This is a genomic window from Streptomyces sp. Root1310 (assembly GCF_001426425.1).
GTDB lineage: Bacteria > Actinomycetota > Actinomycetes > Streptomycetales > Streptomycetaceae > Streptomyces.
In genome coordinates, this window is sequence record NZ_LMEQ01000001.1 from 2,142,335 (window position 1) to 2,169,022 (window position 26,688).

The following is a 26,688-nucleotide window of genomic DNA, read 5'->3' on the forward strand; positions in this document are numbered from 1 at the left end:
GGGGAGATCGTCATGGCGGGGTGGCGAAGCGGGGAAGGACTGCTTCGGTCGCCGCACCGCTCCGTCGTTCCGTCACCACCTCTGTCGTTTTCGGCCGTGACGTGGCACGATCCCCCGGGCACCGTAAGTTACTGACGGTTAATCAGGGGTTGGGGGACGGGGTATGGGAACGGGGAAGCGCGGCCTGCTCACGGCGGCTGTGACGGTGGTCTGCGCGGTCACCGTGCTGGGCGCACCCGGCACCGCGTTCGCCAGCCCGAGCCCCAAGCCGTCGCCGTCGGCGAGTTCCACGACCCCGCCGCTCCCCTCCACCGCGTCCAACAAGGACCTCGAAGCCGTCCGCACCAAGCTGGAAGCGCTCTATCACGACGCCGCGGTCGCCACCGACGCCTACAACGCGGCCGAGGAAGCCGCGAAGAAGCAGTCGGCGGAGATCGTCGAGCTGGCCAAGAAGATCGTCGCGGGTCAGGAGAAGCTGGACGACCTCAAGGACCGCGCGGGTGCCGCGGCCCGCGCCCAGTACCGCACCGGCGGCCTGCCGGACGAGGCCCAACTGATGCTGACCGACGACCCGTCGGAGTTCCTCGACGGCGCGGGCCGGGCGCTCCAGGGACAGCGCGCCACCAAGGGCCTCATCGGCGAACTCGCCCGCACCCAGCAGGACTTGGAGCAGTACTCCAAGGACGCCTCCACCCAGTGGCAGAAGCTGGAGGCGGGCCGCAAGACGAAGGCCGCGGCACAGAAGAGGATCGAGAAGCAGATCGCGGCCGCCGAGAAGCTCGAGTCCCGGCTCGAGAAGAAGGAGAAGGAGCGCCTCGAACAACTGGAGGCGCAGGCCGCGCTGGAGGCGCAGACGGCCTGGCTGGACACCGGCGTCCTCGACGAGATCGACAGCGCGGCCTCCGTCCAGGGCAAGAAGGCCGTGCAGTTCGCCACCGCGCAGATCGGCAAGCCGTATGTGTGGGGCGCGGAGGGCCCGGACAGCTTCGACTGCTCCGGACTGACCTCCGAGGCCTGGCGGAGCGCCGGGCAGGCGATACCGCGCACCTCGCAGGAGCAGTGGAAGCAACTGCCGCACATCGCCGTCGAGGACATGCGCCCGGGCGACCTGATCATCTACTTCGACGACGCCAGCCATGTCGCCCTGTACGTGGGCGACGGCGCGATCATCCACGCCCCGCGGCCCGGCCGCACGGTCACGGTCGCGGGGGCGGGCTCGATGCCGATCCTCGGGGTGGTCCGGCCGGACGCGTGAGGCCCGTCGGCGGGGCGGCCCTTCGGACCCCGTCCTCCGCGTGACCCAGGCCACCTCCACCCCGCAGGCAAACTCCGCGCGGACGTGACGTTCGTCATCCCCGCACCACACCCGCCCTGCCCAAATGCGGGACAGAACGCGGCATATGACTGTGGCCAGAGATCAAGCGGCCTGCCTCACACCATTCCGTTGCGGCGCCTTCTGCCGCTATGGTCCCCGTCGGTGGGTCGAGGTCCCTCGTCCCCACCATGCCCTCGGGGGGAGGGAAGGAACTCAAGACGATGCCCGTACCCGTACCGCGGCAGAGAGCGATCCCGGCCGTGGAAAGTGGTCAGGCGCAGGCCGCGCCCATAGTCGGCGGCCCCTCCAAGGAAGAAACCTTTCGCAACGAGGCGACCACGGCCGAGAACCGGAACAACACCGCGCTCGACGCGACGCCGGCCGACGGCGTCCACCAAGGCGTGAGCACGCCCGGCGTGAGCACCATCGGCGTCAGCACGACCGGCGTCAGTGCCACCGGCGTGAGCGCCACCGGTGTGGGCACCGCCCACACCACGCTCACCCTGCTGCTGATCGAGGACGACCCGACGGCCGCGCCGATCGTCCACGACCTGCTCGACGCGGACGGCAGGCCGATCCGCGTACGCACCGCCCGCAACCTCACCGAGGCCGAGCGGCTGCTGACGCATGACGTCCACTGCATCCTGCTGGACCTGGCGCTGCCGGCGCCCGGCAGGGCGAGCGAGTCCGACGACGAGCTCGCCGTCCTGCGGCACGTGCTCGAGCTCGCGCCCCGGCACGCCGTGCTCGCGCTCACCGCGTCCGGCGACGCCGAGCGCGGCGCCGAGGCGGTCCGCGTGGGCGCCCAAGACTACCTCTACAAGGACGAGCTGGACGGACGGCTGCTGAGCCGTGCGATCCGCTACGCCGTGGAGAGGAAACGTTCCGACACGGCCGAGCGGCGGCTCGCCGAGGGCAAGCTGCGCGCACAGGAGAACGCCCGCCTGGAGCGCGGCCTGCTGCCCACGCCCCTCCTGGAGGGCTCCCCGCTGCGCTTCGCCGCCCGCTACCGTCCCGGCCGCTCACGCGCGCTGCTCGGCGGCGACTTCTACGACACCGTCCGTACGCCCGACGGCACCGTGCACGCGATGATCGGCGACGTCTGCGGGCACGGCCCGGACGAGGCGGCGCTCGGCGTGGAGCTGCGCATCGCCTGGCGCGCGCTGACGCTGGCGGGCCTGTGCGGGGACCAGCTGCTGAACACGCTTCAGCAGGTGCTGGAGCACGAGCGGGACGACGACGAGATCTTCGCGACGGTGTGCACGGTGGACATCGCGCCCGACGGCCGCCGGGCGGGCCTGTGCCTGGCCGGCCACCCCGCGCCCCTGATCGCCCGCCCGGACCGGCCCGCGCGCCTGCTGCCGTACGACAACAACGGTCCCGCCCTCGGCCTGCTGCCGGGCGCCCGCTGGCCGCGGACACAGGTCGAACTGGGCGCCGAGTGGAGCCTGATGCTGTACACCGACGGCCTGATCGAGGGGCGGATCGGCGAGGGCCGGGAACGGCTGGGGCAGGACGGCATGGTGGAGATGATCCGCCGCCAGCTCTCCGAGGGACTGAGCGGCGAGGCACTGCTGCGGGCCGCGGTGAACGAGGTACGCGAGCTCAACGGTGGCGAGCTGACGGACGACGTGGCACTCGTCCTGCTGGACCGGGTCCCCGCACCGCTCCCGTAACCCGCTCCCGTAACCCGAAGCGGGCCGGCCCCTGCGGGAATCCCCCGGGGCGGAGCGCCTGCACGGTCGAGCCGGCGTCGAGGTCGGCGCCGGCGCCGGCACCGGGAACCGGTCGGGAGCGGGGGGGGGCGGAGCCGGGCAGGGCGACGCCCCGCGCCCCCTGGGAGGGGGCTGCGGGGCGCGGAAGGTTCCTGTGGGGTCAGCGGCCGCCGTTGTACGGGCCGTACGGGCCGTCGCTGCTGCTGCCGCCGCGCCTGCGGCCCCAGCCGCCGCCACCGCCGACCTGACGGAGGGCGGGCCGTACGTCCACGAAGAAGACGATCGTGGCGACCAGGCCCGCGAGCTGGAGGAAGAGCATCGGCACCAGGAGGTTCACCGCCACCGTGACACCGAGGATGATCAGCCAGAAGCCCTTGTTCTGCTTGTCGGCGGCCCGGTAGGCGTCATCACGGAACAGAGCGGCCATCACCAGCGCCACCACGGCGAGGACCAGCATGGCGAGGTAGAGCAGCCACACCAGCCCGGCGAAGCCTTCGATCAGCACAACGTCCACCACCCGACTCGACGCGATTCGACTCGCTCGTCCTTACGCGGTCACCGTACCCGCTACCGCACTCCCGCTACCCGTACAACGGGCCGGGCACCACATGAGTGCCCGGCCCGTGACTGTATGTCCTTGTCCGCCGTGTCCGTCCCGGCCGTCGGTCTCACTTGGCCGGCGGCGTGGTCTTCTTCGCGACGGGCTTGCGGACCGGAGCCTTCTTGGGGGCGGCGGGCTTCTTCGCCGTCGCGGCGTCGGACTGCGCCGCGGCCGCGGCGGGCTTCGGCTCGTCCTTGACCACGACCGGCTGGACCACGGGCGCGGGCTTGGGCTCCGACTTGGGCTCGACCGCGATGGCGAGCTCCTCGATCTCCTCGGCGGCCTCGCCACGCCAGGTCTTCACGGCCTGCTCGCCGTGCTCGGCGACCTTCTCGTACGTCTCACGGGCCTTGACGGCGTACTCGGCGGCGACGCCGACGCCGCGCAGCGCGAAGTCCTGGGCGGACTCGCCGAACTTCTTCAGGTCGGCGTCGAGGGTGCTGCCGAGCTTCTTGATGTCCCCGTCGAGGCTGCTGATGAAGTCGGTGACCTTGGCCTGGAGGGTCTCCTGCGCCTCCTTGGCCTTGGCGGTCGCCTCCTTGGCGCGGGCGCCGGCCTTCTCCTGCACCACCTTGGGGTCGGTGTTGCGGACGGCCTCGAAACGGGCCGGGGCCTCGGTGCGCAGCTGCTCCACCAGACCCGGCACCTTCTTCGCCTGCTGGAGGGCCAGATCGGCGGTGCCCGCGGCGAAGTAGAACGGAGTCGGGTCGCTGAAGGTCTTGCGCAGGTCGTCGGTGATGGCCATGGTGAAGGTCCTCCCGGATTCACATACGTCGTTTTCGGCTGAGGGTCGTGCAGGTCCGCAGCGGGGCGGCCGGTCCCCTGGTCCGGTCAACCGGCCGTCTGCTGCGGGTCGGCGTCGCTCTCGTGGTTCCGTGGGCCCGCCGCACCGTCACCGTCCGCGAATCCGTTCTCCTTGCGGAAGGACTCGTAGATCTGGAGCAGCACCTGCTTCTGCTGCCCCGTCAGCGTGGGGTCGGCGAGGACGACCGCGCGGGTCGCACCGTCCCGGTACTCCTGCCCGTCCCGTTCCGCGTCGAGGATGCCGGCCCGCACGTACAGCGTCTCGGCGGAGATCCGCAGCGCCTTGGCGACCTGCTGGAGCACCTCCGCGCTCGGCTTGCGCAGCCCGCGCTCGATCTGGCTCAGGTACGGATTGGACACGCCGGCGGCTTCGGCGAGTTGCCGGAGCGACAGCTGCGCGTTGCGCCGCTGCTCGCGCAGGTACTCACCGAGATTGCCGACGTTGAGCGATGCCATGACTCCACTGTGCACCAGTCTTGCTAACTATTGCAAGCACCTGCTTGCAATAGTGTGTCGCGCCACTCCGGACCGGGTGCCCCATCCTCCCCGCCCTACTGTCCGGTCCTGTCCGTCCGTGGGCTCCCGCGGAGTCCGCGATGTGAAGCGAACGGGTCCCGGACGACCCGCGCAGCAAGCCGTGAACGGACCGCGGTAGCGCCCGTACCGTCCCGTGAAGCCGTGGCGGGCCGTTGGCGCCGGCGCTCTCGCGCTGGCGGTCAGGATGGCTGGACCTGGTCGAAGAGGGCGAGCGCTTCGGCGGGGTCCGCGCTCACAAGGCGCTCCAGACCCGCCGTCGTGATCTTCGCCCACCTGCCGGCCCGTGCCCACATCCGTTCCTCGAAGGCGCGGACGGCGTCGTCCAGATCTTCGGGGCCGGCGGTGGCGATGGACTCGGCGAGTTCGGCACCTTCCAGCATCGCGAGATTCGCGCCCGCCCCCAACGGGGGCATCAGATGGGCGGCGTCGCCCAGTAGCGTCACCCCCGGGACGTGGGTCCAGGTGTGGGACACGGGCAGGACGAAGAGGGGGCGGTGGACGAAAGCCGTGCCGTGGCGAAGGAGGTCGAGGACGGGAGCGGCCCAGCCGTCGAACAGAGCCAGCAGGCTCGACCGGACGGCCTCGGGGTCGGCCAGGTCCAGGCCCTTGTGCCAGTCCAGCGGCGCGCGGAACTGGGAGTACACCTTGACGTGGCCGCCGCTGTTGCGCTGGGCAACGAGAGCTCGGTTTACGCCGTACACGGCCACGGAACCGTCGCCGACCAACCGGGCGAGGTCAGGGTGGCGGGTGTCGACGTCGTCGAGCGAGGTCTCGACCGAAGTGACGCCGGTGTAGTGCGGCGTCACAGGTGAGACCGCCGGGCGGGTCCGGGACCAGGCGCCGTCCGCACCGACCACGAGGTCGAACACCTCCTGTCGCCCGTCCGCGAAATGGACCAGTACACCGTCCCGGGCCCCCGGCACCACCCGCGTCACGCCCCGACCCCACCGGACGTCCAGAGGCCCCAGCAGCAGGTCACGCAGTTGCCCGCGGTCGATCTCGGGATTGGCCCGGTCATCCGGGCGGGATTGCCAGTCGCGGAGGACGGTCCCGTCCGTGTCCAGGATGCGCATGGCCTGCCCCTCGGGACGGGACAGCGCTTGGAACTCCGCCAGCAGCCCCGCCTTGTCCAGCGCGAGCTGGCCCAGCCCTTCGTGCAGGTCCAGGGTGCCGCCCGGGGGGCGGGCGTCGGGGGCGGGATCGCGTTCGAGGACGGCGACCGGTTGACCGTGACGGTGCAGAACGCGGGCGAGGGTAAGGCCGGCAGGACCGCTGCCGACCACTGCGATGCGGCGTCTCATGTCGATACACTGTATTAGCGCACTACGGTGTATCGCAACGGTACGATGTCCCCATGACCGTGTGGGACCGCCCGGAGCCGCCGACGCAGCCCGTACCGCTCGACCGGGAGCGGATCGTCACCGCCGCCGTCGCGCTGGCCGACGAGGGCGGGCTGGAAGCGGTGTCCTTGCGCAAGATCGCCGCCCGCCTGGACGCCGGTCCGATGAGGCTGTACCGATACATCTCCACCAAGGAGGAACTGTTCGACCTCATGGTGGACGAGGTGTACGCCGAGATCCGCCCCGAAGAGCAGCCAGGTGACTGGCGGGAGGCGTTGCGCGTCCTCGCCCAGCGCACCAGGCAGACCGCCCTCCGCCACGAATGGCTGGCCGACCTGCTCGGCGGTCGCCCGGCCATGGGCCCGAACGGCCTCGCCATGACCGAGGCCACCTTGTCCGCCTTCGACGGCGTCGCCGACATCGACACCGTCCTGCGCGCCGTGGAGACCGTCAGCGCCTACTTCATCGGCGCGATCAGACGCGAGACCGCGAACCTGCGGGCCGAACGCGCCACGGGCCTGTCCAAGCACGACTGGCAGCGTGCCCACGGCCCGCGTGTGACCAGCATGTTGGCCACGGGCCGCTTCCCGGCGCTGGCCAGGGCCGTGTACGACGGCACGGACGTGGACGCCGAGACGTCTTTCGCGACCGGCCTGGACTGGGTCCTGGACGCCGTGGCCGCCAAACTCACCCCACCGCCGGTGTGACACTCGGCTCTCGCACGGAAGGACACCGGACCGCGGCCGTACCGTCCGACAGAACGAACGGGGCCGGCCCGGCTCGCGCTCAAGCAGGCGCATCACCGTGCAGGTCCACTGGGCCGCCCGGCTTCGGATTCGCAGTACCGGCAGAACTGACAAGGCCCAGCTCGGCGACACCTCATCGATTCAGATCATCGGGGAACGGACACCTACCCGTCCCTGCTCACGCCTCCCACGGCAACTCCCTTTCGTGCACCACCTCCAGTCGCGAGACCGCGCGGGTCAGCACCACGTAGAGCCGGTTCAGGCCGCGTCGCTCCGACTGCGCGATGGCCGCCGGTTCTACGGCGACGACGTGGTCGTACTCGAGGCCCTTGACGAGGGTCGCCGCGACGACCGTCACCCGGGCGGCCGCGTCGTCCGGGCCGGAGGCCGGGATGCCGGCCCCGGCCAGGGCCGCGCGGACCTCGTCGACCTGGCGGTCCGCGGCGATGACGCCGATCGAGCCCTCCCGGGGAAGTGCGTCGCGCACGGCGGCCACGACCGCGGAGCGCAGGTCACCGTCGGCTCGCCGGACGCGCAGTTCGCCGTCCCTGCGCAGGGACTCGGCGCGCGGCACGTCGGCGTCGAGGAGGTCGAGCAGGCGACCGGCGAGGGTGAGGACGGCGGCCGGGACACGGAAGCCCGTGGTCAGCGGCACGATCGTCGCGTCCGGCTTGCCCAGGTGGGCCATCTGCGCCCGCCAGGAGTCCGCCGCCCAGGGCGTGGTGCCCTGCGCCAGGTCGCCGAGGACGGTGAGCGAGCCGAAGCGGACCCGGCGGGCGACCGCCCGGCACTCCATCGGGGAGAGGTCCTGAGCCTCGTCGACGACGACATGCCCGTAGCCCTGGGGATGATCGAGAAGACCGGCGATCTCGTCGAGCAGGACGAGGTCGGCGGGCGACCAGCGGGCCGACTTCGGTGAGCGGGGCGGCCGGGACCAGTGCAGGGCACGCTGCTCCTCGGGGTCGAGGAGACCGTCAGCGGCCCGCGCCAACACCGCAGGCTCGGTGAGGAGTCGGGCCAGGACCTCCTCCGGGCGCAGCTTCGGCCACAGCGCCTCCACGCACGCGCTCACCGGCCGGGACCGTTCGATGCGGCGCGTCCAGGAGGCCGGGCGCGGCCCGCTCCGGCGTTCCACCTGCTCCTGGATCCGGCGCACGATCCGGCTGCGCACCCGCTCGCGCCCGATCTCGTACGGCGGCTCCTCGGCGAGCACCCCGGCGACGATCTCCGTCAGCCGGTCGCCCGAGATCCGCCAGCGGTAGGAGTCGTCGGGGACGGAGAGGTCGTCGGCGCGGCCGGCCGTCACCCGTCCGTACACCGCCCGGCGCAGCACCTCGGCCATCCGGGCGTCGTGCTTGACCGCGGCGGTCCGGTCGGGGTCCGTCCCGGCCGCCGGCCGGCGGGCGATCTCGTCGCGCAGGGTCGACTGCCGTACGCCGGTCTCGCCGAGGGAGGGGAGCACCTCGGCGATGTAGGAGAGGAAGGTGCGGTTGGGGCCGAGGATCAGCAGGCCGCCGCGCCGGATGCGGCGCGGGTGGGTGTAGAGGAGGTAGGCGGCCCGGTGCAGGCCCACGGCGGTCTTGCCGGTGCCGGGGGCGCCCTGCACGCACACGGACTCGGCGAGCTCCCCGCGGACGAGTTCGTCCTGCTCGGGCTGGATGGTCGCGGCGATGTCCCGCATGGGGCCGACGCGGGGCCGTTCGATCTCACGGGCGACGATCCCGCCCGGCCGCCCCGCCCCGCCCGGCACGTGGCCCCCGGCCCGCTCCCCGCCGTCGACGCGCCCGCCCGCGTCGAGGCGCTCGTCCTCCAGGCCCGTGAGGTCGGTGGAGTCACCCCGGCTGCCGGGGGCCCAGCCGAACCGCCGCCGGACGGCCACGCCCTGGGGGTCGCGGGCGCTGGCCTGGTAGAAGGCGCGGGAGACGGGGGCGCGCCAGTCGACGACGAGGGGCGGGGCCGCCGGGTGCTCGCTGATGCGGAGCCGGCCGATGTGGTGGGCGAGGCCCTCGTGCTCGCCGCCCGTGCCGTGGGCGAAGTCCAGCCGGCCGAAGAACAGGGGGCCTTCGGGCAGTTCGTGCAGGGCCTTGGCGTGGCTGCGCAGCCGGAACCCGAGCACCTCGGCGTCGGCGCCGGAGGCGGAGACGTCCTCGCCGGTGACGACGTGGAGGTCGGCGCCCTCGACCATCGCGGCGAGGGCGGCGCGGCAGCTGTCGTGGTGGGCGCGTTCGTGGTGCAACGCGGTGCCGAGATCCGGCGGGCCGTTCGGGTCGCCCTCGGGGACCGGCTCGGGTGTCGTCATACGCGAAGGGTAGCGAATAACGTAACCGAGTCACATTTTTTACTCTGTCTCAGTCAGCTGGATACCGGCCGGCCCAGCTGCGGCAGGCCCGCCCCCAGCCCCGCGAACGCCCGGTCCGCGGCCGCCTCCGCGTCCCCCCGCACGTCCTCCACCCGCTCCCCCTCCGCGATCCGCCGCCAGTTCTCCTCGGCGAGGATCCGCCGGACGGCGACGATCTGACCGGCGGCCAGCCGGGCGTCGAGGGCGTCGGGCAGCTCGTCCGCCAGGGCGTCGGCGAGGGCCGCCTCCGAGCGCTCCAGATAGCCGTACAGACGGGCGACCAGGGAGGGCGTGCCGTAGAGCATCGCGTGGAAGGCGCGCACGCTCGGATGGTCGTTGAGGCCGGTGACGGGGTCGCCGGCGGCCAGTCCGGCCAGGAAGTGCCGGCGCAGGGCGGGCAGCGGCGCGACCCCCTCGGCCCGCGCCGCCGTCACCACCCGGGCCGCCTCCTGCTCGTGGTCGGCGATCCGGTGCAGGACCAGGTCCTCCTTGGCCGGGAAGTACCGGAACAGGGTCGGCTTGGAGATGTCGGCCGCCGCGGCGATCTCGGCGACGGACACCGCGTCGAAGCCGCGCTCGACGAAGAGCCGGACGGCGATGTCCGACACGACCTGGTACATCCGCTGCCGCTTGCGCTCGCGCAGCCCGGTCTCGCTCATGGACCGAGCCTACGGGGCCGACCGCCCGCCCCGGGCGCGCCCGACCTCGACCCCGGGCGCGCCCGACCTCCACACCCGCCCGACCGGCCTCGACACCGACCGGCCTCGACACCGCACGGCCTCGACGGCCTCAATCCCGCCCGATCTCTGCCGGGGTTGACCTCAACCGTGGTTGAGGCCGAAGACTTCATGCACACGCATTCAACGGCACCGCGGTGGAGGTATGTCATGCGAGCAGCACAGGTGAAGGCGTTCGGCGGACCGGAGGTCCTGGCCACGGTGGAGCTGCCGGAGCCGGTCGCCGGCCCCGGCGAGGTCCTGATCGAGGTCGCCCACGCCGACACGATCTTCGTGGAGACCCAGGTCCGCTCGGGCCACTTCCGTGCCTATTTCCCCGTCGAGCCGCCGTACGTCCCCGGCGGCGGCGTGGCCGGCACGGTCGCCGCGGTCGGCGCGGGCGTGGACGCCGAGTGGGTGGGGCGCCGGGTGACGTCCTTCGTGACCGGCAGCTACGCCGAGCGCGTGACGGCCCCGGCCACCGCGCCTACCCCGGTCCCGGACGGCGTGGACCTGCGCACGGCCGCGGCCCTCGTCCACGACGGGGTGACGGCCGCCGGTCTGCTGGAACGCACCGCCGTGGGCCCCGGTGACCGCGTCCTGATCCTCGGCGCCTCGGGTGGCATGGGCACCCTGCTGATCCAGCTGGCCCGCGCCCGGGGCGCCAGGGTGGTGGCCGCTGCGCGGGGAACGCGGAAGACGGCGCTGGTAAGGGAACTGGGGGCGGACGCGGTGGTGGACGTGTCGGAGCCGGACTGGGTGGAGCGCGCCCGGCAGGCCCTGGGGCGCCGCCCGGAGTCCACCCGTGCCGCCGGGACCGGCACCGAAGACGCCACCCAAGCCGCCCCCGGGACCGCCACCGAAGCCGCCGCCGATGTCGTGCTGGACGGTGTCGGCGGTGATCTCGGCCTCGCGGCCTTCCCGTTGACCGCCGACGGTGGACGTTTCTCCGCGCACGGGGCGCCCACGGGTGGCTTCGCGCCGGTGGACGCGACAGAGGCGGAACGGCGGGGCGTCACCCTGTTCGGCATCGGGGACGTGCAGTTCGGCGAGGCCGAGGCGCGCCGCCTGGCCTCGCACGTCCTGGCGGAGGCGGCCGCGGGTCGGCTGCGTCCCGTGATCGGCGCCCGGTTTCCGCTGACGGAGGCCGCCGCCGCGCACGCGGCGATCGAGGGGCGGGAGGCGCTCGGGAAGGTGGTCCTCGATGTCTGAGGCCCGAAGGGGGTGACCGAGCCCGCGCCCGTACAGGCGCCCGCGCCCGCCCGCGCACCACCCGGGTCAGGACTCTTCGCCTGTCAGGACCGTCCGCGTGTCAGGGCCAGCTTGAGGTAGGGGTTGGCCGTTCGGGAGGCCGGAAGGCCGAGGGAGGCGGTGGCCGCGGCCAGCGTCTCGGCGTAGGAGTCGACGGCCCTGCGGACATTGGGGGCGTCCAGGCCCGTCCTGGTCGCCAGCCGGTCGAGATCGACATAGGCGGAGCGGATGATCTCGCTCCAGCGGTAGACCGGCCAGTCCACCCGCCAGTCCCTGCTGTACTCCGGAGGCATGTTCCGCTCCCAGCGACGGAACATGCGGTCCCTGATCTCCGGCCGGATCGGCGTCAGGTGCATGTGCCGGACCAGGTCGTACAGCGGATCGCCGACCAGGGCCATCTCCCAGTCGATGATGGTCAGGGCCCGGTGGTCGTTGCGGCGCACCAGGTTCCACGGGTTGAGGTCACCGTGCAGCAGGGCGGGCGCCCGGTGACTCAGCCGGTGCCGGGAGAGGATCTCGCGCAGCCGCCACTCGTCGGGCAGCCCGAGCGTGCGGGCCAGTTGCAGCGACTCCTTCGGCAGGTTCCGCACCAGGCCGACCAGCTGCTCCTTCAGCCATTCGTAGAAGTCGACGTCCCCGGCCTGAGGATCGATCGCCCGGTGGTCCACCCGGGTCAGCTCGCACAACTGATCGACGAGCGCGTCGGCCTCGTGCGGGAGCAGACCGTTCACCGGGTGGCTCGGCGGCTGGTCGACCCGGGTGCCGACATAGGTGTGAATGCTGAAGGCGTCGTCCCGGTAGCTCTCGCCGAGCGCCAGGACCTGCGGTGCCGCCACCCGGGCGCGCGACTCCTGGATGGCGTTGAGGACGGCGTGCTCGCTCAGGTAACTCGGCTCCCGCCGCGAGACGTTGGCCAGTTTGCGGCGCACGACCACGGGGTGGGGCATGTCCCGCACCCACACGACCGAGTTGAGATGAGCGGTTCCCTTGAACACCCGGTGCGCGGGGGCGGCGCCCTCGGCGAGCAGCGCCTCCCGCACGGCGGACGCCGGAAAGCGGGGATTCTCGGACAGGCGCCGGTCCGGCCGCCATGCGGAGGCCTTCGCGATCCAGTGCCGGCCGCTGTCGCCCCGGTCCACCCGCGAGGCCAGCCACCTGACGAGAGCCCGCTCGATCTCGTCGTACGTCGGCACGTTCCCGAGCCGCAGGGGCTCCGCCGCCGCCTTCAGCGCCCGGTGCACCTCCACCGTCGCCTCGTCGCACCCCTTCTGCGTGAAGGACTCCTGGAGCGACCTCGCCGCACGCATCACGTCCGGATAGACCGACTGCGCCCGCTCGAAGGCGACGTAGTGGGAGAGGTCCTTGTCCAGGCCCTTGATCGCGCTGGGCCGGAACTTCCGCATGGCCCGCGCCCAGGCCTCGATCACCTCGCCCCACTGGTGGTCCGGGTACTGCATGCGCACCAGGTGGGTGGCGAGGTCGTGCAGCGGGTCGCCGAAGGTCGCCAGCTCCCAGTCCACGCACACGAGCGGCGGGTCCCCGCCGTACGACACGATCAGGTTGTCCCGGTGCAGGTCCGCGTGGAGCAGGCTGTACGGCCGCCGGGTCATCGCGGGCACCCGCTCCGCCAGGCGGAGCAGAGCGTCGTCGGAGATCCCCAGCGCCTTGAACAGCCCGCCGAACTCACCCCAGTTGGGCTTGCGGATCTGTTCGTCGGCGCACAGGGTCAGGGTCTTCAGGAAGGCCTGGCTGTCGCTGTGGTTGGCGGGCCAGGAACCGGGCAGCGGCGGCAGTGCCTGGCGGCGCACCTGGGTCATCTGCGCCAGCAACCCGGCCAGCGCCTTGATCAGCAGGTTGTCGACAGGCTTACCGTTTCCGCAGATGGTGGAGAGCGGTACGCCCTCCACATGACTGTGGATGGCGTAACCAGGCGTCTTGATCAGGCATTCGGGTGCGTGCGGCAGGGCGCCGCGGACGGCGTCGAGGATCGCCGCCTCCGGCCAGGTCCTGATCACCACCGGCAGCGCGTCCGAGCGCCTGATCCGCACGATCACCGAGGTCCCCGGGGGGCGGCCCACCAGAGGGGCGACCCGCTCCGTCAACGGCAGCACATAGTTGCGATTGTGATGGCCGCTGGACTCCTGGGTCGCCTCGGCGGCCCTGACGAAGGCCCTCAGCGCCCCGGGTACGTCCTCGGCTGCTCGTTCCCCGAGGTGACGAGGGGGAACAAGGTGGTCGACCACTGGCCGCTCCGGTACTCGCGCTGGGCAGGGTAGGGCAAACGGTAAACGCGCCGCACGACCGGAGTGATGATCAGCTGAGCCGATTGGTGGTTTTGCCACTCACTCACGTCGGGCGGTTCGAGACGGGCCTGTTCGCCGTCTCATACGTATGGACGAGAGCGATTGCTCGCGCGATTGAGGCATGCTAGCGCACGGGGACCGGGCTATTCGGCGAGAAAATTCCAGACGGAGTCGAACCACGACTGCCAGGTGTCCACGAAGACGGTGCCCGGCGAGTTCGGGTCCCCGTCCTTCACCTGATGGCTGAGGGTGGCGCCGAGACCCAGCACGTCGAGAGCCGTGATCTCCTCGATCTCGTCGTTCGAGCCGACGTCGATCTGCCGTTGAATCACCTCATAGGGGCCGTGCAGCGCCTCGGCTCCGTTGAAGAGGTAGAGCTTGAGGGTGGGGGTCAGCGGGGCGTGCCGGATCTGGATGTCGACGGACGGCACGAGCTTCTCGGTCCGCAGGTCCCTGAGCACCCCGCGCAGTGACTCGGTGTGCCGGTTGGTGATGCCGTGCAGACGGTTGCGCAGCCGGTCGTCGTCCTTGTCGTCCTTGACCCTCGGGTAGGGCAGGACCAGTTCCTCGGAGGGCAGGATCATCCGCAGGCCGATGTGCTGGGGTGCGATGGAGCGGCGGTGTATCCGCTCCGCCTGCAAGCGGATGTGCGCGTCCAGCGACTCGGACGTCAACGTGTAGACGTCCAGGGTGACTTCCGGCTGCTCGAAGGCCTCGCTGAGCAGCGGCCCCAGGGTCGCCCCCTGGCGCTGCCGGGTGGCTTTGGGCGTGGAGGACTGGATCCGCTGCGTCTTGACGACCCGGGATCCGCTCCCCTGGCGGGACTCGATCCAGCCCTCGTGGGCCAGTTCCCTCATCACACGGGAAACGGTGTCCCGCGAGACTCCGAACTCCTCGGCGAGGTCCCGCTGCGACGGCAGGAACGAGCGCAGCGGATAGGTCCCGTTCGCCATCCGGGCACGCAGATCGTCGGCGACCCGGTGGAACTCCCGGCCGCCGCTGTCACCACTCTGCTGAGCGTCCACACAGCGACCGTACCGCTATCCATCCAATGGCAAACCAATCCCGGTCAAGTACCGGCCGGTTCAGGTCGATTAAGGATCAACCGGCCAGGGGAAATCCACTTCAAGTCAACCAGGCCAATTGGACTGGGATTTGAAAGCTTCACAGAGACTGGCAGGAAGGTGGAAGGCCGTGCTCCTGTTATCGGCACTCTGGGAACTCCTCGCGTTCTGCGCGGGGTTGACGGTGCAGGCGAAGCTGGGAGCGGTGGGCGTGATGCTGCTGTTCACCCTGGCCGTGGGCATACGGGCCCGGCACGACGTCCTCGCCGTCGGGGCGGCCGTCCTGCTCGTGGTGCTGCTGCTCAGGGCCGCCTGACCGCGTTCAGCAACAGCTCCAGCGAGTCGACCACCGTCGTGGCACCCGCTCCCCTGAGCAGCTTCTCCTTGTGCGCGTTGCGCGCGTAGCCCAGGAACGGCACGCCGGCCTCACGGGCGGCCAGGAAGTCGGAGGTGGTGTCGCCGATCATCAGGGCGGTGCCGGGCGACGATCCCATGGCACGCAGAGCGCGGTTCAGACAGTGCGGGTGGGGCTTGAGGTGGCTCAGTTCCTGGGTGCGGCCGTAGATGTGCGGCGCGAAGCAGGAGGTGAGCCCGCGGCTCGCCAGGTACGTGGTCGCCACCCGGGGTGAGTTGTTGGTGGTGATGGCCAGCCGCAGCTCCCGTGCCACCAGGGTGCGGATCAGGGGATCGGCCCACGCCGTGGGCATCGCCGTGGCCGTGGCCTTCAGTTCCTCCTGGGTGAGGCGTTGCTCCAGCTCCGTGACCAGGTCGCTGCCCGGGTGCCGACGATCCACCGCGCGCAGCACGACGTGCGGGTCCAGCGACTCCCGCTCGGAGTCCGTCAGCAGGCCGTGCAGGCCCCGCGCCTCCAGCCACCGGACGAGACCGTCGGCCACTCCTTCCGCCGAGTGCCCGGCGAAGAGCCGGCAGATCGGCCCGTCGAAGTCCCACAGGACGACCCTCGTGCGGGTGATCAGCTCCCGCAGATCCGCGTTCCCGTTCCCGGTGCCTGCTGCCACCTGCTCAGTCTGCGTCGTATCAGAGGTCACTAGAAGAGTGTCAGGTCCGTCGTGATGGTTTCCCAGAGGGCGTCGAACCACTTCTGGGATTCCTCCACGAACGCGGCGTCGCGCTGACCGGCGGCCTTCTCGAAGGAGAAGAGGAGGGACTCGGTGCCCCGCACGTCGTACATGTCGAGGGTTCCGCTGTCGGTGGTCTCCTCGGTGCGCGCGACCATGTAGTACGCGATCAGCGCCTCCTGCCCGTTGAGGAGGTACAGCTTCACCGGCGGGGTGAAGGGCAGTGCGCGGAAGGTGATGTTGACGTCCACGCCGTGCGAGCGCAGTGCGCGGAGGTTGTAACTCAGCACCTGGCCCTGCGCGTTGCGCATCGACAGCCAGCGCTGGTGGACCGGGTCCTCGTCGTCCCCGCGGTCCTCGACCGAGACCGGGAAGGCGAGACTGATGTCCCGGGACGGCAGCAGGATACGGACGTCGATCTTCTGGGGCCGGATGCTGCCGGCGTGGATCAGCCGCAGGGGCTCGCCCAGGGCCGGGATCAGGCTCTCGGCGGTGAGACAGGCCGCGTCGATCCGTACGTGCGGCACGCCGAACGCGGCGGTGAGCCGCGGGGCCAGGCCCACCATCGTGGGCTGGGGCTCGCCGCGGTCCGGGGCCGGCGGCTCCGCGATCCGCGGCGGACTGCCCTTGCTCACGTTGGTGAGCAGCCCGTCGTCCTGGAGCGCCCGCAGGGCCTGGCGGACGGTACCGCGCTCCACCCCGAACTCATCGGCCAGTTCGGCCTGGGTGGGCAACCGGTCACCGGCCCTGAGATCCCCGACGCGGATGCGTTCGCGCAGGACATCGGCGATCTCACGCGGTGAGAGCCTGCTGCCGTTCACTGCCACGTTCTCCTGGGTCACGACCAAACGCTACAACTTAGATCCATCTGGCGGGAGTTGTTTGAAAGTTGTTTAACAGCTGCCGCCAAGTGGGGACAACATAGTCATAGTTGGCAACCAACTTGAGTGAGTTGGCGGAAGGTTTGCCTCCCACTCCCATCTCGGAAGGGGGGAACCACCATGCCCGTCCTCGTCCTCCTCTGCGCCGTCTTCGTCGTCGGTGTCGAGCAGACCATCCAGTGGAAGTACGGCACCGCCGGCGCCATCGGCCTGCTCCTGCTCAGCGTCGGCATCAAGGCCAAGAGCCCGGTCATCAGCTCCGCCGGCGCCGTGATTCTCGCCCTTCTCGCCACCGGGCCCGCCGTCAGCTCGTGAGCACCAGCTCCGAGCTGATCGTCTCCCACAGTGCGTCGAACCACAGGTGGGACTGTTCCACGAACGCCGTGTCACGCGGCCCGGCGCCCTGTTCGAAGGCGAACAGCACCGACCGCGTGCCTTCGGCGTCGTACATCTCCAGGTGCTCGTGGTCGATCGTCTGCTCGCGCCGTTTGACCGTGTAGTACGCGAACAGCGCTTCCGTCCCGTTGAGGAGATACAGCTTGACGGGCGGGGTGAAGGGCAGTGCGCGGAACGTGACGTGCACGTCGATTCCGTGCGTGGAGCGCAGCGTGAGCAGGTTGTGGCGCAGCACCTGGCCCTGGGCGTTGCGATGGGCCAGCCAGCGGCGCTGGAGCCGCCCGGTCTCCGTGATGTCCACCGGTGCCGGAAAGGCGAGTTCGATGTTCCGGGACGGCAACAGGACACGGACGTCGATCTTGGCCGGTTTCAGTTGCCCCGCGTGGATCTGCCGCAGGGGTTCACCGATCGCGGCCGTCAGCGAGACCGCCGTCAGGCACAGGGCGTCGACCTCGACGTGATCGGCCGCGAAGGCCTCGGTGATCTTCGGCGGAAGGGCCACCATCGAGGGCTGCGGGGCCGCCGCGGGACCCGCCGGGAGGCCGGCCGCACCCGGCCGCGCGGCGACCGTCGCCGGGCTTCCCTTGGAGACGTTGGTGAGGAGCTGCTCGGACTGAAGAATGCGCAGCGCCTGCCGTACGGCACCACGCTCGACGCCGAACTCGTCCGCCAGCTTGGCCTGCGTCGGCATGCGCTGCCCCGGCCGCAGCACTCCGGTCCTGATCCGGGTGCGCAGCTCGTCGGCCACCTCGCGATGTGACCGTTGCGGCCGCACCGCCCCCCTCCGCCCATTGACGGAGGCATGTTCCGGCTCCACGTCCGCACACTACAACTTCCCGCCATCTTTGGGCAGTTCAAAGAGAGATGGTTATAGGACGCTTCCAAGCGGACATAGTTACAGTGAAGTTGGCAGCCAACTTCAACGACATGGTCAAACTTTCAGACGGTTGGCGGTCGGGCTCCCTTCCGGAGGGGAGCCGGGAGCCCGAGCAGTCGACACCGACGTACAGCCACAACTGAACATCGCCCGCACAGCCACAACTTCAGATCGATCGCACAGCCACAACTGAACAGCTACGGATACCCGCATTCGAAGAACCACGGACACACGGCAGTCAGCAGTCAGCAGTACAGACGTACAGCCGCACGGAAAGGAGTCGTCAGAAGATGTCCGGGCACCAAGGCCGCCCGGACGTACGCAGCAGGGCGTCGGCCTCCCGGGCGGCGCCCGCTCGTTCTTCCCGGAGCCGGCCCAGCACCGCCAGCCGCCCCGCGGACTCGTCGCCCAGCCACAGCGTCGCCAGCTCGGCCACGTCCAGAGTGAGGTCGGCGCCGCGGGTGGTCGGCGTACAGGAGGCACCGTCGGGGGTGGCGTCCAGCAGGAAGCGGCCTCCGGCCAGGCCCGACCGGTCGGTGACCTCGAGGACCAACGCGCCCGACGCGTCGTACGTCCGCGCCTCCAGGGCCCGCACGACGTCCAGGATCCGCACCCACAGCCAGTCCGCCTGCGTGGTGATGCGCGCCGCGCGCGGGTCCGGCAGATGGAGCGGGAGCAGGTCGTCCGGTGAGCGCCAGCCCGTCTTCACCCGGGTGATCCAGTCGATGGAACAGAGGTAGTGCCACAGGGCGCGCTCCGCGGCCGGGGTCACCGCGCTCAGCCAGTTCACCGTCGCCGTGTTCAGCGGCTGCTTGCCGTCGCTCCACTCGTCGTCCGCGCTGTAGGAGGCCATGCCCTCCACCACACCCTCCGCCGAGCGGTAGACCACGAAGAACGGCTCGACCCACGCACTGCCGAACAGCCACAACCGCCCGGTGCGCGCCGCCCACCAGTGCTCGTCCCGGTCGATCGCGCCCGGCTGGGCGCTGCGCAGCCGCTCGTGCAGCTCGGGACCGATCCGGCGGATCTCCTCGGGGTCGGCGAAGTCGATCCGGCCGCCGTCCTGCGGGCCCGACCAGTTCGGGTCGAGGCCGGCGCGCGGCACGTCGATCGACCACTCGGTCATGGTGGTCGCCGGACCGAAGCCGTACCGGCCGTAGATCCGGTACTCGGCGGCTATCAGGGTGGCCACGACGTCCCCGCGGTCCTTCGCCGCCGTCAGGTCGTCGGCCATCATGCGGGTGAGGATTCCGCGGCGGCGGTGCGTGGGCGCGACGGTGACGTTGGAGATGGCGTCGGCGGCGACGGTCGCGCCGCCGACCGCCGTCAGCTCCTGGTCGAACGAGCGGAACGTCGCCACGCACCGGCCCGCGTCGAAGGCGCCGGAGACACGGGAGTCGGCGAACGCGAGACGACGGTCGGCGAGCATCTGGTCGGGGACGGTGGGCGGGCGCAGAAAGCCCGTGTTCACGGCACGGGTCCACTCGGGAAGCTCCGCGTCGGTGACTGCGCGGACGTCGATCGGCTGCTGGCTGGCTCGGCGGGTCATGGGATCACCGTAGGCAGGGGCGGGCGGGCGGCGCGAAGATTTTTCCCGCCTTCGCCGCCCCGGCCCGAGCCCCGGCCGCGGCCCGTTCCTCGCAACCGGCCCAAGCCTCGGAGCCGGCCCGAGCACCCCCGCCGCGGCCCCGGTGGGACCACGACGGGGTCACACCAGCAGGTCCTCCACCTGTGCCTCTCCCTCCCGGTAGCGCCTCGTGATCTCCGCGCCCGACTCGTCGGCCGTCCGCTGGAGGCGCTGGCGGCGGCTCGAGACCTGCTGCTCGTAGCGGACCAGGCAGCCCATCGCGTCGTGGAGCTCGGGATCTGTGCGCGCGTCGAGGTCGGACAGTTCGACGTCGGCGAGCATGTCGGCGGCCAGCCGCCGGTACTCCTCGCTGTGCGGGGTGCCCAGGGTGACGTGCCGGGCCGAGGAACGGTGCCGGGCCGGGGCGTCGGTGAGGATCTCCGACAGCCGCTCCACCACGGAGGCCGCGCCCGACGGAGAGCGGCGGGCCAGCTCCGCGCGCAGGATGTCGATACGGCCCTGGAGCAGCCGTCGTACGTAGCTGAGGTCGGCCTCGTCGCGCTGGGCGTCCCGGCGCAGGGTGCGCAGTTCGGGCAGGCTCAGCCGGGTCAGGTCGTGCTCGGGTTGTTCCACGGGCAGCACGGGGCTGTCGCTGCGCTGTGCCGGCGGCCGCTGTGTGGCAGGCCGCCTGGTACTCGGTGTGCTCATGTCCTTCTACCGTCCCCTCGACCGGCGTGTGGGAAGCATCGTGCCACCCCGATCGACCGCCGGGTTACCGAGTCCCCCCGAACGGCCCCAGATAGGGGCTTAAGGATCAAAAATGGGCCCCTCACGGGTCGGTGCGGGGGACCCGGCATCATGGTCCGCATGCGAGCGGTGGTGCAGAGGGTGGACGGCGCGAGCGTCGTCGTGGACGGCGAGACGGTCGGGGAGATCAACGGCGAGGGACTGTGCGTCCTGGTCGGGGTCACGCACGAGGACACGAAGGTGGAGGCGGACCGGCTGGCCCGCAAACTCTGGTCGGTACGCATGCTGCACGACGAGAGGTCGTGCAGCGACATCGACGCCCCGCTGCTGGTCATCAGCCAGTTCACGCTGTACGGGGACGCGCGCAAGGGGCGCCGGCCCACCTGGAACGCGGCCGCCCCCGGCGAGGTCGCCGAGCCGCTCGTCGACGAGGTCGTCGCCCGGCTGCGGGAGCTGGGCGCGACGGTGGCGACGGGCCGGTTCGGCGCGCAGATGCGCGTGTCGCTGACGAACGACGGCCCGTTCACCGTGCTGATCGAGGTCTAGGGGTCTCCTGGCCCCTCAGGCCTCCTGGGCTCCTGGTCCGGCTGGGCCACCGGGCCCCCGGGATCCCGGGGCTGCCCCCTAGGGTTCCACCACCGTTTCCTGCGCGGCCGCGGTCGTCCCGGCCAGCAGCGGCGCGTCCACCGGCACGTTCCGCTTCACCAGGGCCAGGGCCACCGGGCCGAGCTCGTGGTGGCGTACGGACGTGGTGATGAAGCCGATCTTGCGGCCGTCGGGGCCGTCGTCGGCGACGCGGAGTTCGGTGCCGGCGACCGGCAGGTGGACCTCGCTGCCGTCGAGGTGCAGGAAGACGAGACGGCGGGGCGGCTTGCCGAGGTTCTCCACCCGGGCCACCGTCTCCTGGCCGCGGTAGCAGCCCTTCTGGAGGTGCACGGCGGTGCCGATCCAGCCGAGCTCGTGCGGGATGGTGCGGTGGTCGGTCTCGAAGCCGAGACGCGGGCGGTGCTGCTCGACGCGGAGGGCCTCGTGGGCGAGGATCCCGACCGGCGGACCCGCCTGCCCGGCGTACGCCTCCAGGTCGGCGCGGGGGAGAAAGAGATCACGGCCGTACGCGGTCTCCCGGACGGCGACACCCGGCGGGACGGGGGCGATGGAACCCGCGGGGAGATGTACGACCGCCAGGTCGGCGGTGCGGTCGGCGACCTCGACCCGGTAGAAGAACTTCATCGACTCCAGGTACGCGATCAACGCCTCCTGGGTGCCGGGTTCGACGTGCATCCAGACGGTCAGGCCGTCGTCCACCAGGTAGAGCGCGTGTTCGATGTGGCCGTTCGCGGAGAGGATCAGCGCTTCGGTGGCCTCGCCGACACGGAGGTCGGTGACGTGCTGGGTGAGGAGAAGGTGCAGCCAGCTCAGCCGGTCCTCGCCGGAGACGGTGACGACTCCGCGGTGCGAGAGATCGACGAAACCGGCGCCGTCGGCGAGGGCGCGCTGCTCGCGGAACAGGTCGCCGTAGTGACCGGCGACGCCTTCGTCCACACCCTCGGCGGGGACGGCGCCGGGCAGGGACAGCAGAGGGCTCTTCATGGGCCCAAGCCTACGACTTGGTAATTGAACCCTTGAGCGTGCAGTCCTTGCACCGCCCGAAGATCGCGAAGTGCTTCATGTCCGTGTCGAAGCCGAAGGTCTCGCGCAGCTTGTCCCGGAACTCCGCGGCCACCTGTACATCCGCCTCGATGACATTGCCGCAGTCGCGGCAGACCAGGTGGATGTGATGGTGCCGGTCCGCCAGGTGGTACGTCGGTGCCCCGTGCCCGAGATGCGCGTGGCTGACCAGCTCGAGCTCCTCCAGGAGCTCCAGGGTCCGGTACACGGTGGAAATGTTGACCCCCGACGCCGTCTTCCTCACTTCCACGAGGATGTCGTCGGGGGTCGCGTGCTCCAGGGTGTCCACGGCCTCGAGGACAAGCTGGCGCTGCGGCGTCAGCCGGTAACCGCGCTGCCGCAGGTCGCTCTTCCAGTCAGTGCTTTCAGTGCTCACCACACCGAAGAGTCTAGAACTACTTGAAGAAGGCGATCCCGTCGTCCGGCATGTCGTCGGGGAGGGCCTTCGCCCAGCGTTCGACGTCCTCCGGGGTGACGACCTTCTTCAGGTGCGCCGACATGTAGGGGCGCAGCTCGGTCTCGGGGGTCTGCTTCTCGCCGACCCACATGAGGTCGCTCTTGACGTAGCCGTACAGGCGCTTGCCGCCGGTGTAGGGGCCGGAGGCGGCCGTGCGGGCCACCGCGTCGGTGACGAGGTCGATCTGCGGCTTCTTGTCGGCCAGCTCGCCGTACCAGATCTCGACGACGCCGTCGTCGCGGACCATGGTCACCTCGACCTTGCGGTCGGCGTCGACGCGCCAGAAGCCGGACTCCGACTCCAGCGGCCGGACCTTGTTGCCGTCGCCGTCCAGGACCCAGGTGTGGGAGTGGTACTCCAGGAAGTCCCGGCCGTCGTGGCCGAAGGTGACCTCCTGTCCGAAGTTGCACTTCTCCGAGCCGGGGAAGTCATGCACGCCCGCGCCCGCCCAGCTGCCCAGCAGGAAAGCGAGGGGGACGAGGTCCTTGTGGAGGTCGGACGGAATCTCGATCATGAGTGACAGTTCCTGGAGATGGTCGGTCAGCGCTGGCCCTGGTACAGCTTCTTCACGGTCAGACCGGCGAAGGCGAGGGTGCCGACGCAGACCAGGACCAGCAGGGCTTCGAAGAAGATCTCCACGGGGTGCTCCTCGGATGAGCGTGCTTCGGGGTACGTACTACAGGGCCGGCCCCCAGCTTACGCGGCCGGGGACCGGCCCTCCGTGTGAGGTACTCCCTCACGGGGGTCAGCCCGGCAGCTGACTCTGCGGGGTGACGGTCTGCTGGAAGGGGACGGCCGCGGCGGTGCCCTTGCGGGACCGGAGGACCACGGCGACGACGTCACCCGCGCGGAGGCAGGCCCGCCGCGGCGGCTCCGCTCCATGGGTGGTGAGCTCCCCGCAGACGTCGTCGGCCGCCGATTCCCTCTCGCGCTCACCGGAACCCGTGATCGACACCAGCAGTCGTAGTGGAGTTGATTACGATTCAGGCATGGCGAAGAAGCTCGTGATCAAGGTGACGGCGGGCGCGGACGCGCCCGAGCGGTGCTCCCAGGCGTTCACGGTCGCGGCCGTCGCCGTGGCCAGTGGGGTCGAGGTCTCACTGTGGCTGACCGGGGAGTCCGCGTGGTTCGCGCTGCCGGGCCGGGCCGCCGAGTTCGAGCTGCCGCACGCGGCCCCGCTGCCCGGTCTGCTCGAGTCGGTCCTGGCCGGTGGCCGCCTCACCCTGTGCACCCAGTGCGCGGCCCGCCGGGACATCACGGAGAAGGACGTCATCGAGGGCGTACGGATCGCGGGAGCGCAGGTGTTCGTGCAGGAGGCGCTGGCCGACGGCGTCCAGGCGCTCGTCTACTAGAACGGGCGTTCGTCCACCGGAACGGGCCGCCGGGCCGGGCTCGACGGGGTGGGCTCGGCGGGGCGGGCTCGACGGGGCGGCGCCTACGGACGGCGTTTCTTGCCGTCCAGCTCGTCCCACCACTCGTCGGACTTCGGGTCACCGGAGGGGTCGTCCCACCAGCGGTCCTCGGGACCGCGCCGGTTGGCGACCATCGCGGCGAGCGGCGGGATGAGCATGGCCACCACGCACATGCCCACGGCCACCGGGATCGACCAGAGGCGCACGACCGCCCACGCCAGGACGAAGAGGCCGATGCAGGTCCCCATCATGGCGAAGTAGACGTGCCGTCGCCGTGCGTACATATCTCCAGCGTAGGTCCGTGCACGCCGAAGGGCCGCCCCCCGGTGTCCAACCCGCAGGGTGCGGCCCTTCAGTGGTTCACGGTGTCGTTCAGACCGCGATCGCGACCTCCGCGAGGCCGCCCTGCTGGGCGACGACCGTGCGGTCGGCGGTGGCGCCGGGGACGAGGGCGCGAACGGTCCAGGTGCCCTCGGCCGCATAGAAGCGGAACTGTCCGGTGGCGGAGGTCGGGACCTCCGCGGTGAACTCGCCGGTCGAGTCCAGCAGACGGACGTAGCCCGTCACCGGCTCGCCGTCCCGGGTCACCTGACCCTGGATCGTGGTCTCACCGGGCTTGATCGTCGAGGCGTCCGGGCCGCCGGCCTTCGCTCCACACATGTGCTTCTCCAGAGGTCGTTCAGGTCGGTTTTCGGATGGTTACTTGTTGGCGCCGAGCTCGATCGGGACGCCGACGAGGGAGCCGTACTCGGTCCAGGAGCCGTCGTAGTTCTTGACGTTCTCCACGCCCAGCAGCTCGTGCAGCACGAACCAGGTCAGGGCCGAGCGCTCGCCGATGCGGCAGTACGCGATGGTGTCCTTGGCCAGGTCGACCTGCTCGTCGGCGTAGAGCTCCTTGAGCTCGTCGTCCGACTTGAAGGTGCCGTCGTCGTTGGCGTTCTTCGACCACGGGATGTTGCGGGCGGACGGGACGTGGCCCGGGCGCTGCGACTGCTCCTGCGGCAGGTGCGCCGGGGCGAGCAGCTTGCCGCTGAACTCGTCGGGCGAGCGGACGTCGACCAGGTTCTGCGAGCCGATGGCCGCCACGACGTCGTCGCGGAAGGCGCGGATGGACTTGTTCTGCGGCTTGGCCTGGTAGGAGGTCTCGGGGCGCTCGGGCACCTCTTCGACCAGCTCGCGGGCGTCCAGCTCCCACTTCTTGCGGCCACCGTCGAGAAGCTTGACGTTGTCGTGGCCGTAGAGCTTGAAGTACCAGTAGGCGTAGGACGCGAACCAGTTGTTGTTGCCGCCGTAGAGGATCACCAGGGTGTCGTTGGCGATGCCCTTGGCCGACAGGAGCTTCTCGAAGCCCTCCTGGTCGACGAAGTCACGGCGGACCGGGTCCTGGAGGTCCTTGGTCCAGTCGATCCGGATGGCGTTCCGGATGTGGTTCTTCTCGTACGCGGACGTGTCCTCGTCGACCTCGACGATGGCGATGTCGGCGTTGTCGAGGTTGGCCTCGACCCAGTCGGCATCGACCAGGACGTCACTGCGGCTCATGCTCGTTCTCCTCCGGGGCAGTTGCGGCGGGGGTGTGCAAGAAAGAGGGGCGCGCGGCCGGGTCTCGCCGGCGGCCGGCGCACGGATGCCCTCGAATGAGGGCGCCGGGAGGCGCGGAAGGCCGGCGGCGCTTCCGCTCAGAAAGTGCGACAGAGCATGGCGGCGACGCGGCACAGGTCTACTGCCCGCCGCTTCGTGAGATCCGCCTGTCGCTGCATCATGTCGACGATCGTAGGGACGGACAGGTGGGCATGTCACCAGCATGCCGAATGCTGAGATGCGATCGTCCGGATAGTGGGACAGAAAAAGCGCCCGGGCCGTTGCAGCACGGCTTCCGGGCGCTTGTGTCCGTCGTCACCCCTACGGTACGGACGGCGGCGTCTCGCCTGTCGGACACTCGCCGTCCATCAGGGGTCGGTCCATGGTTCGTCGTCCATGGCTCGACGTCCATGGTCGGCCCATGGCCGGTCCGGGGGTCAGCCCTACCCGGCCAGCCTGACGTTCGAACCCTTCACCGAGATGTCCACCCCGTTCGTCCCCGCCTGGACCTTGTCGAGCTGGATCCCGCCGGGCAGGTCGTCGATCTTCTGCTGGAAGTCGGTGATGGAGCGCACCTCGCTCTCGGCGGCCCGGACCCCGCCGAAGCTGGGCAGCGAGTCGGCGTGCACGCGGACGGTGTCGCCCTCGACGGTGACCGTGCTGAGGACGTACACGGGCTGCGGCAGCTTGGTGCCGAGCACGGTGGCCTCGACGGCGACCTTGATCTTGCCGTTGCCGCCGTCGGAGAGACCGACCACGTTGGCGGTGACGCCCTGCATCACCTGCGTCGGCTCGGACTTCGCCGTCTTCAGCAGCTCGGCGTAGGTGATGGACGCGGTGCCGGTGGCGCTGGAGGCGGTGGCGGAGCTGTAGTCGCCGGAGAACTCGACACCCTTCATGTCCGCCTGGAGGTCGTCGATACGGATCGACTGACCGCTCTTGCCGGTCGCCGCCTCGTAGTCCTTCATGCCGACCTCGACGTCGTCCAGCGAGCCGCCGACGACCTGGGTGAGGAACGGGAAGCCCTTGATGGACACGTCCGGGGTGGTGGCGAGGCCCTCGTTGGCCTTCAGCTTGTCGGCCACCTCACCCTCCGCGAAGTTCACGGCGAGGCGGTCCGCGAGCACGAACAGGCCGCCCAGGACCACGACGACGACCAGCAGTATTCGAAGCGCACGCATGCGGTAGTTCCCCCACCCGGATGGCCTGAACGGTTCATTGACAACGGTTCAAGGTAACCCCGCACGGAAGGGGCACCGGCGATTTGTCGATCACCTGTGACAGACCATCACCGCT

At 70.7% G+C, this 26,688-nt stretch carries 29 protein-coding genes; 8 read left to right on the top strand and 21 right to left on the bottom strand.

Going from position 1 to position 26,688, the window contains the following annotated elements; genetic code table 11:
- Positions 1-163 precede the first annotated feature (163 nt).
- Both ASD48_RS09280 and ASD48_RS09285 read left to right on the top strand, forming a co-directional pair.
- Positions 164-1,255: a C40 family peptidase gene (locus ASD48_RS09280; protein ID WP_057600858.1), complete on the top strand. Its 1,092-nt coding sequence runs from the start codon at positions 164-166 to the stop codon at positions 1,253-1,255.
- A 281-nt stretch (positions 1,256-1,536) separates the two neighbouring features.
- Positions 1,537-2,991 carry a fused response regulator/phosphatase gene (locus tag ASD48_RS09285; protein ID WP_057600859.1) on the top strand — a complete coding sequence of 485 codons (1,455 nt, stop codon included), beginning with the start codon at positions 1,537-1,539 and terminating at the stop codon, positions 2,989-2,991.
- 199 nt (positions 2,992-3,190) lie between these two features.
- On the opposite strand, the gene ASD48_RS09290 is transcribed toward ASD48_RS09285, so the two are convergent.
- From ASD48_RS09290 to ASD48_RS09305, 4 genes are all read right to left on the bottom strand, one after another.
- Complete coding sequence (locus tag ASD48_RS09290) at positions 3,191-3,535, bottom strand: DUF2516 family protein (protein ID WP_028806934.1); 345 nt, start codon at positions 3,533-3,535, stop codon at positions 3,191-3,193.
- Between the two features lie 163 nt (positions 3,536-3,698).
- Entirely contained in the window at positions 3,699-4,376 is a 678-nt protein-coding gene (locus ASD48_RS09295; protein WP_057600860.1) for a hypothetical protein, read from the bottom strand.
- Between the two features lie 86 nt (positions 4,377-4,462).
- Positions 4,463-4,891, bottom strand: coding sequence for a helix-turn-helix transcriptional regulator (locus ASD48_RS09300; protein ID WP_057600861.1), 429 nt, complete (start codon positions 4,889-4,891; stop codon positions 4,463-4,465).
- A 260-nt stretch (positions 4,892-5,151) separates the two neighbouring features.
- The gene (locus ASD48_RS09305) at positions 5,152-6,273 is read right to left on the bottom strand and encodes an NAD(P)/FAD-dependent oxidoreductase (protein ID WP_057600862.1); all 1,122 of its coding nucleotides are present in this window, start codon (positions 6,271-6,273) and stop codon (positions 5,152-5,154) included.
- Positions 6,274-6,326: 53 nt separating this feature from the next.
- Here ASD48_RS09305 and ASD48_RS09310 point away from each other — a divergent pair, with 53 nt between their 5' ends.
- A complete protein-coding gene (locus tag ASD48_RS09310; RefSeq protein WP_057600863.1) occupies positions 6,327-7,019 on the top strand; it encodes a TetR/AcrR family transcriptional regulator in 693 nt (230 codons plus the stop codon).
- 217 nt (positions 7,020-7,236) lie between these two features.
- On the opposite strand, the gene ASD48_RS09315 is transcribed toward ASD48_RS09310, so the two are convergent.
- Positions 7,237-9,357 carry an AAA family ATPase gene (locus tag ASD48_RS09315; RefSeq protein ID WP_057600864.1) on the bottom strand — a complete coding sequence of 707 codons (2,121 nt, stop codon included), beginning with the start codon at positions 9,355-9,357 and terminating at the stop codon, positions 7,237-7,239.
- 53 nt (positions 9,358-9,410) lie between these two features.
- On the bottom strand, positions 9,411-10,055 hold the full coding sequence (locus ASD48_RS09320; protein WP_057600865.1) for a TetR/AcrR family transcriptional regulator: 645 nt from the start codon (positions 10,053-10,055) through the stop codon (positions 9,411-9,413).
- A gap of 228 nt (positions 10,056-10,283) precedes the next feature.
- Between ASD48_RS09320 and ASD48_RS09325 the strand changes: the two genes are divergently transcribed.
- Positions 10,284-11,324, top strand: coding sequence for a zinc-binding dehydrogenase (locus ASD48_RS09325; protein ID WP_057600866.1), 1,041 nt, complete (start codon positions 10,284-10,286; stop codon positions 11,322-11,324).
- 83 nt (positions 11,325-11,407) lie between these two features.
- Here ASD48_RS09325 and ASD48_RS09330 read toward each other — a convergent pair whose 3' ends face one another.
- Both ASD48_RS09330 and ASD48_RS09335 read right to left on the bottom strand, forming a co-directional pair.
- Positions 11,408-13,606 (bottom strand): aminoglycoside phosphotransferase family protein, encoded by a 2,199-nt coding sequence (locus ASD48_RS09330; RefSeq protein WP_242432535.1) that lies wholly within the window; start codon positions 13,604-13,606, stop codon positions 11,408-11,410.
- A 203-nt stretch (positions 13,607-13,809) separates the two neighbouring features.
- On the bottom strand, positions 13,810-14,691 hold the full coding sequence (locus ASD48_RS09335) for a winged helix-turn-helix domain-containing protein (protein WP_057600867.1): 882 nt from the start codon (positions 14,689-14,691) through the stop codon (positions 13,810-13,812).
- Positions 14,692-14,860: 169 nt separating this feature from the next.
- On the opposite strand from ASD48_RS09335, the gene ASD48_RS09340 reads away from it, so the two are divergent.
- Positions 14,861-15,046, top strand: coding sequence for a hypothetical protein (locus ASD48_RS09340; protein WP_057600868.1), 186 nt, complete (start codon positions 14,861-14,863; stop codon positions 15,044-15,046).
- Here the strand turns inward: ASD48_RS09340 and ASD48_RS09345 are convergent.
- Together ASD48_RS09345 and ASD48_RS09350 are read right to left on the bottom strand one after the other, a co-directional pair.
- The gene (locus tag ASD48_RS09345; protein WP_107104251.1) at positions 15,033-15,749 is read right to left on the bottom strand and encodes an HAD-IA family hydrolase; all 717 of its coding nucleotides are present in this window, start codon (positions 15,747-15,749) and stop codon (positions 15,033-15,035) included. The two genes, ASD48_RS09340 and ASD48_RS09345, sit on opposite strands and share 14 nt — an antisense overlap.
- Before the next feature lie 29 nt (positions 15,750-15,778).
- Positions 15,779-16,657 (bottom strand): GntR family transcriptional regulator, encoded by an 879-nt coding sequence (locus ASD48_RS09350; protein WP_199875699.1) that lies wholly within the window; start codon positions 16,655-16,657, stop codon positions 15,779-15,781.
- 153 nt (positions 16,658-16,810) lie between these two features.
- Between ASD48_RS09350 and ASD48_RS09355 the strand changes: the two genes are divergently transcribed.
- Complete coding sequence (locus ASD48_RS09355) at positions 16,811-17,005, top strand: hypothetical protein (RefSeq protein WP_057600869.1); 195 nt, start codon at positions 16,811-16,813, stop codon at positions 17,003-17,005.
- Here ASD48_RS09355 and ASD48_RS09360 read toward each other — a convergent pair.
- The 3 genes from ASD48_RS09360 to ASD48_RS09370 form a co-directional block, all read right to left on the bottom strand.
- Positions 16,995-17,861, bottom strand: coding sequence for a GntR family transcriptional regulator (locus ASD48_RS09360; RefSeq protein WP_199875701.1), 867 nt, complete (start codon positions 17,859-17,861; stop codon positions 16,995-16,997). The two genes, ASD48_RS09355 and ASD48_RS09360, sit on opposite strands and share 11 nt — an antisense overlap.
- 385 nt (positions 17,862-18,246) lie before the next feature.
- Positions 18,247-19,512, bottom strand: a complete 1,266-nt coding sequence (locus ASD48_RS09365) for a GNAT family N-acetyltransferase (RefSeq protein ID WP_057600871.1) — start codon at positions 19,510-19,512, stop codon at positions 18,247-18,249.
- A 159-nt stretch (positions 19,513-19,671) separates the two neighbouring features.
- Positions 19,672-20,238: a hypothetical protein gene (locus ASD48_RS09370; RefSeq protein WP_057600872.1), complete on the bottom strand. Its 567-nt coding sequence runs from the start codon at positions 20,236-20,238 to the stop codon at positions 19,672-19,674.
- A gap of 159 nt (positions 20,239-20,397) precedes the next feature.
- On the opposite strand from ASD48_RS09370, the gene dtd reads away from it, so the two are divergent.
- Positions 20,398-20,823, top strand: coding sequence for a D-aminoacyl-tRNA deacylase (gene dtd / locus ASD48_RS09375; protein ID WP_057601104.1), 426 nt, complete (start codon positions 20,398-20,400; stop codon positions 20,821-20,823).
- 78 nt (positions 20,824-20,901) lie between these two features.
- On the opposite strand, the gene ASD48_RS09380 is transcribed toward dtd, so the two are convergent.
- From ASD48_RS09380 to ASD48_RS09395, 4 genes are all read right to left on the bottom strand, one after another.
- The gene (locus tag ASD48_RS09380) at positions 20,902-21,867 is read right to left on the bottom strand and encodes a folate-binding protein YgfZ (protein WP_057600873.1); all 966 of its coding nucleotides are present in this window, start codon (positions 21,865-21,867) and stop codon (positions 20,902-20,904) included.
- A 10-nt stretch (positions 21,868-21,877) separates the two neighbouring features.
- Positions 21,878-22,324: a Fur family transcriptional regulator gene (locus tag ASD48_RS09385; RefSeq protein ID WP_020130354.1), complete on the bottom strand. Its 447-nt coding sequence runs from the start codon at positions 22,322-22,324 to the stop codon at positions 21,878-21,880.
- Between the two features lie 16 nt (positions 22,325-22,340).
- On the bottom strand, positions 22,341-22,916 hold the full coding sequence (locus ASD48_RS09390; RefSeq protein ID WP_057600874.1) for an FABP family protein: 576 nt from the start codon (positions 22,914-22,916) through the stop codon (positions 22,341-22,343).
- A gap of 231 nt (positions 22,917-23,147) precedes the next feature.
- On the bottom strand, positions 23,148-23,357 hold the full coding sequence (locus ASD48_RS09395; protein ID WP_057600875.1) for a hypothetical protein: 210 nt from the start codon (positions 23,355-23,357) through the stop codon (positions 23,148-23,150).
- 34 nt (positions 23,358-23,391) lie between these two features.
- On the opposite strand from ASD48_RS09395, the gene ASD48_RS09400 reads away from it, so the two are divergent.
- On the top strand, positions 23,392-23,754 hold the full coding sequence (locus ASD48_RS09400) for a DsrE family protein (protein ID WP_057600876.1): 363 nt from the start codon (positions 23,392-23,394) through the stop codon (positions 23,752-23,754).
- A gap of 83 nt (positions 23,755-23,837) precedes the next feature.
- Here the strand turns inward: ASD48_RS09400 and ASD48_RS09405 are convergent, their stop codons facing one another.
- The 4 genes from ASD48_RS09405 to ASD48_RS09420 all read right to left on the bottom strand — a co-directional run bounded on the left by ASD48_RS09405 (position 23,838) and on the right by ASD48_RS09420 (position 26,573).
- On the bottom strand, positions 23,838-24,098 hold the full coding sequence (locus ASD48_RS09405) for a DUF3099 domain-containing protein (protein WP_054243839.1): 261 nt from the start codon (positions 24,096-24,098) through the stop codon (positions 23,838-23,840).
- An 88-nt stretch (positions 24,099-24,186) separates the two neighbouring features.
- Positions 24,187-24,474 carry a DUF1416 domain-containing protein gene (locus tag ASD48_RS09410; protein ID WP_010351646.1) on the bottom strand — a complete coding sequence of 96 codons (288 nt, stop codon included), beginning with the start codon at positions 24,472-24,474 and terminating at the stop codon, positions 24,187-24,189.
- Positions 24,475-24,513: 39 nt separating this feature from the next.
- Entirely contained in the window at positions 24,514-25,353 is an 840-nt protein-coding gene (locus ASD48_RS09415; protein ID WP_020130363.1) for a sulfurtransferase, read from the bottom strand.
- A 482-nt stretch (positions 25,354-25,835) separates the two neighbouring features.
- Positions 25,836-26,573 (bottom strand): DUF2993 domain-containing protein, encoded by a 738-nt coding sequence (locus ASD48_RS09420; protein WP_057600877.1) that lies wholly within the window; start codon positions 26,571-26,573, stop codon positions 25,836-25,838.
- Positions 26,574-26,688: the final 115 nt, after the last annotated feature.

What these genes read in the sequence shown, in the direction of transcription:
- ASD48_RS09280 (WP_057600858.1), top strand. Translation starts at nt 164, where the DNA reads ATGGGAACGGGGAAGCGCGGCCTGCTCACGGCGGCTGTGACGGTGGTC.
- ASD48_RS09285 (WP_057600859.1), top strand. Translation starts at nt 1,537, where the DNA reads ATGCCCGTACCCGTACCGCGGCAGAGAGCGATCCCGGCCGTGGAAAGT.
- ASD48_RS09295 (WP_057600860.1), bottom strand. Translation starts at nt 4,376, where the DNA reads ATGGCCATCACCGACGACCTGCGCAAGACCTTCAGCGACCCGACTCCG.
- ASD48_RS09300 (WP_057600861.1), bottom strand. Translation starts at nt 4,891, where the DNA reads ATGGCATCGCTCAACGTCGGCAATCTCGGTGAGTACCTGCGCGAGCAG.
- ASD48_RS09305 (WP_057600862.1), bottom strand. Translation starts at nt 6,273, where the DNA reads ATGAGACGCCGCATCGCAGTGGTCGGCAGCGGTCCTGCCGGCCTTACC.
- ASD48_RS09310 (WP_057600863.1), top strand. Translation starts at nt 6,327, where the DNA reads ATGACCGTGTGGGACCGCCCGGAGCCGCCGACGCAGCCCGTACCGCTC.
- ASD48_RS09315 (WP_057600864.1), bottom strand. Translation starts at nt 9,357, where the DNA reads ATGACGACACCCGAGCCGGTCCCCGAGGGCGACCCGAACGGCCCGCCG.
- ASD48_RS09320 (WP_057600865.1), bottom strand. Translation starts at nt 10,055, where the DNA reads ATGAGCGAGACCGGGCTGCGCGAGCGCAAGCGGCAGCGGATGTACCAG.
- ASD48_RS09325 (WP_057600866.1), top strand. Translation starts at nt 10,284, where the DNA reads ATGCGAGCAGCACAGGTGAAGGCGTTCGGCGGACCGGAGGTCCTGGCC.
- ASD48_RS09355 (WP_057600869.1), top strand. Translation starts at nt 16,811, where the DNA reads ATGCCCGTCCTCGTCCTCCTCTGCGCCGTCTTCGTCGTCGGTGTCGAG.
- ASD48_RS09365 (WP_057600871.1), bottom strand. Translation starts at nt 19,512, where the DNA reads ATGACCCGCCGAGCCAGCCAGCAGCCGATCGACGTCCGCGCAGTCACC.
- ASD48_RS09370 (WP_057600872.1), bottom strand. Translation starts at nt 20,238, where the DNA reads ATGAGCACACCGAGTACCAGGCGGCCTGCCACACAGCGGCCGCCGGCA.
- dtd (WP_057601104.1), top strand. Translation starts at nt 20,398, where the DNA reads ATGCGAGCGGTGGTGCAGAGGGTGGACGGCGCGAGCGTCGTCGTGGAC.
- ASD48_RS09380 (WP_057600873.1), bottom strand. Translation starts at nt 21,867, where the DNA reads ATGAAGAGCCCTCTGCTGTCCCTGCCCGGCGCCGTCCCCGCCGAGGGT.
- ASD48_RS09390 (WP_057600874.1), bottom strand. Translation starts at nt 22,916, where the DNA reads ATGATCGAGATTCCGTCCGACCTCCACAAGGACCTCGTCCCCCTCGCT.
- ASD48_RS09400 (WP_057600876.1), top strand. Translation starts at nt 23,392, where the DNA reads ATGGCGAAGAAGCTCGTGATCAAGGTGACGGCGGGCGCGGACGCGCCC.
- ASD48_RS09405 (WP_054243839.1), bottom strand. Translation starts at nt 24,098, where the DNA reads ATGTACGCACGGCGACGGCACGTCTACTTCGCCATGATGGGGACCTGC.
- ASD48_RS09410 (WP_010351646.1), bottom strand. Translation starts at nt 24,474, where the DNA reads ATGTGTGGAGCGAAGGCCGGCGGCCCGGACGCCTCGACGATCAAGCCC.
- ASD48_RS09415 (WP_020130363.1), bottom strand. Translation starts at nt 25,353, where the DNA reads ATGAGCCGCAGTGACGTCCTGGTCGATGCCGACTGGGTCGAGGCCAAC.
- ASD48_RS09420 (WP_057600877.1), bottom strand. Translation starts at nt 26,573, where the DNA reads ATGCGTGCGCTTCGAATACTGCTGGTCGTCGTCGTGGTCCTGGGCGGC.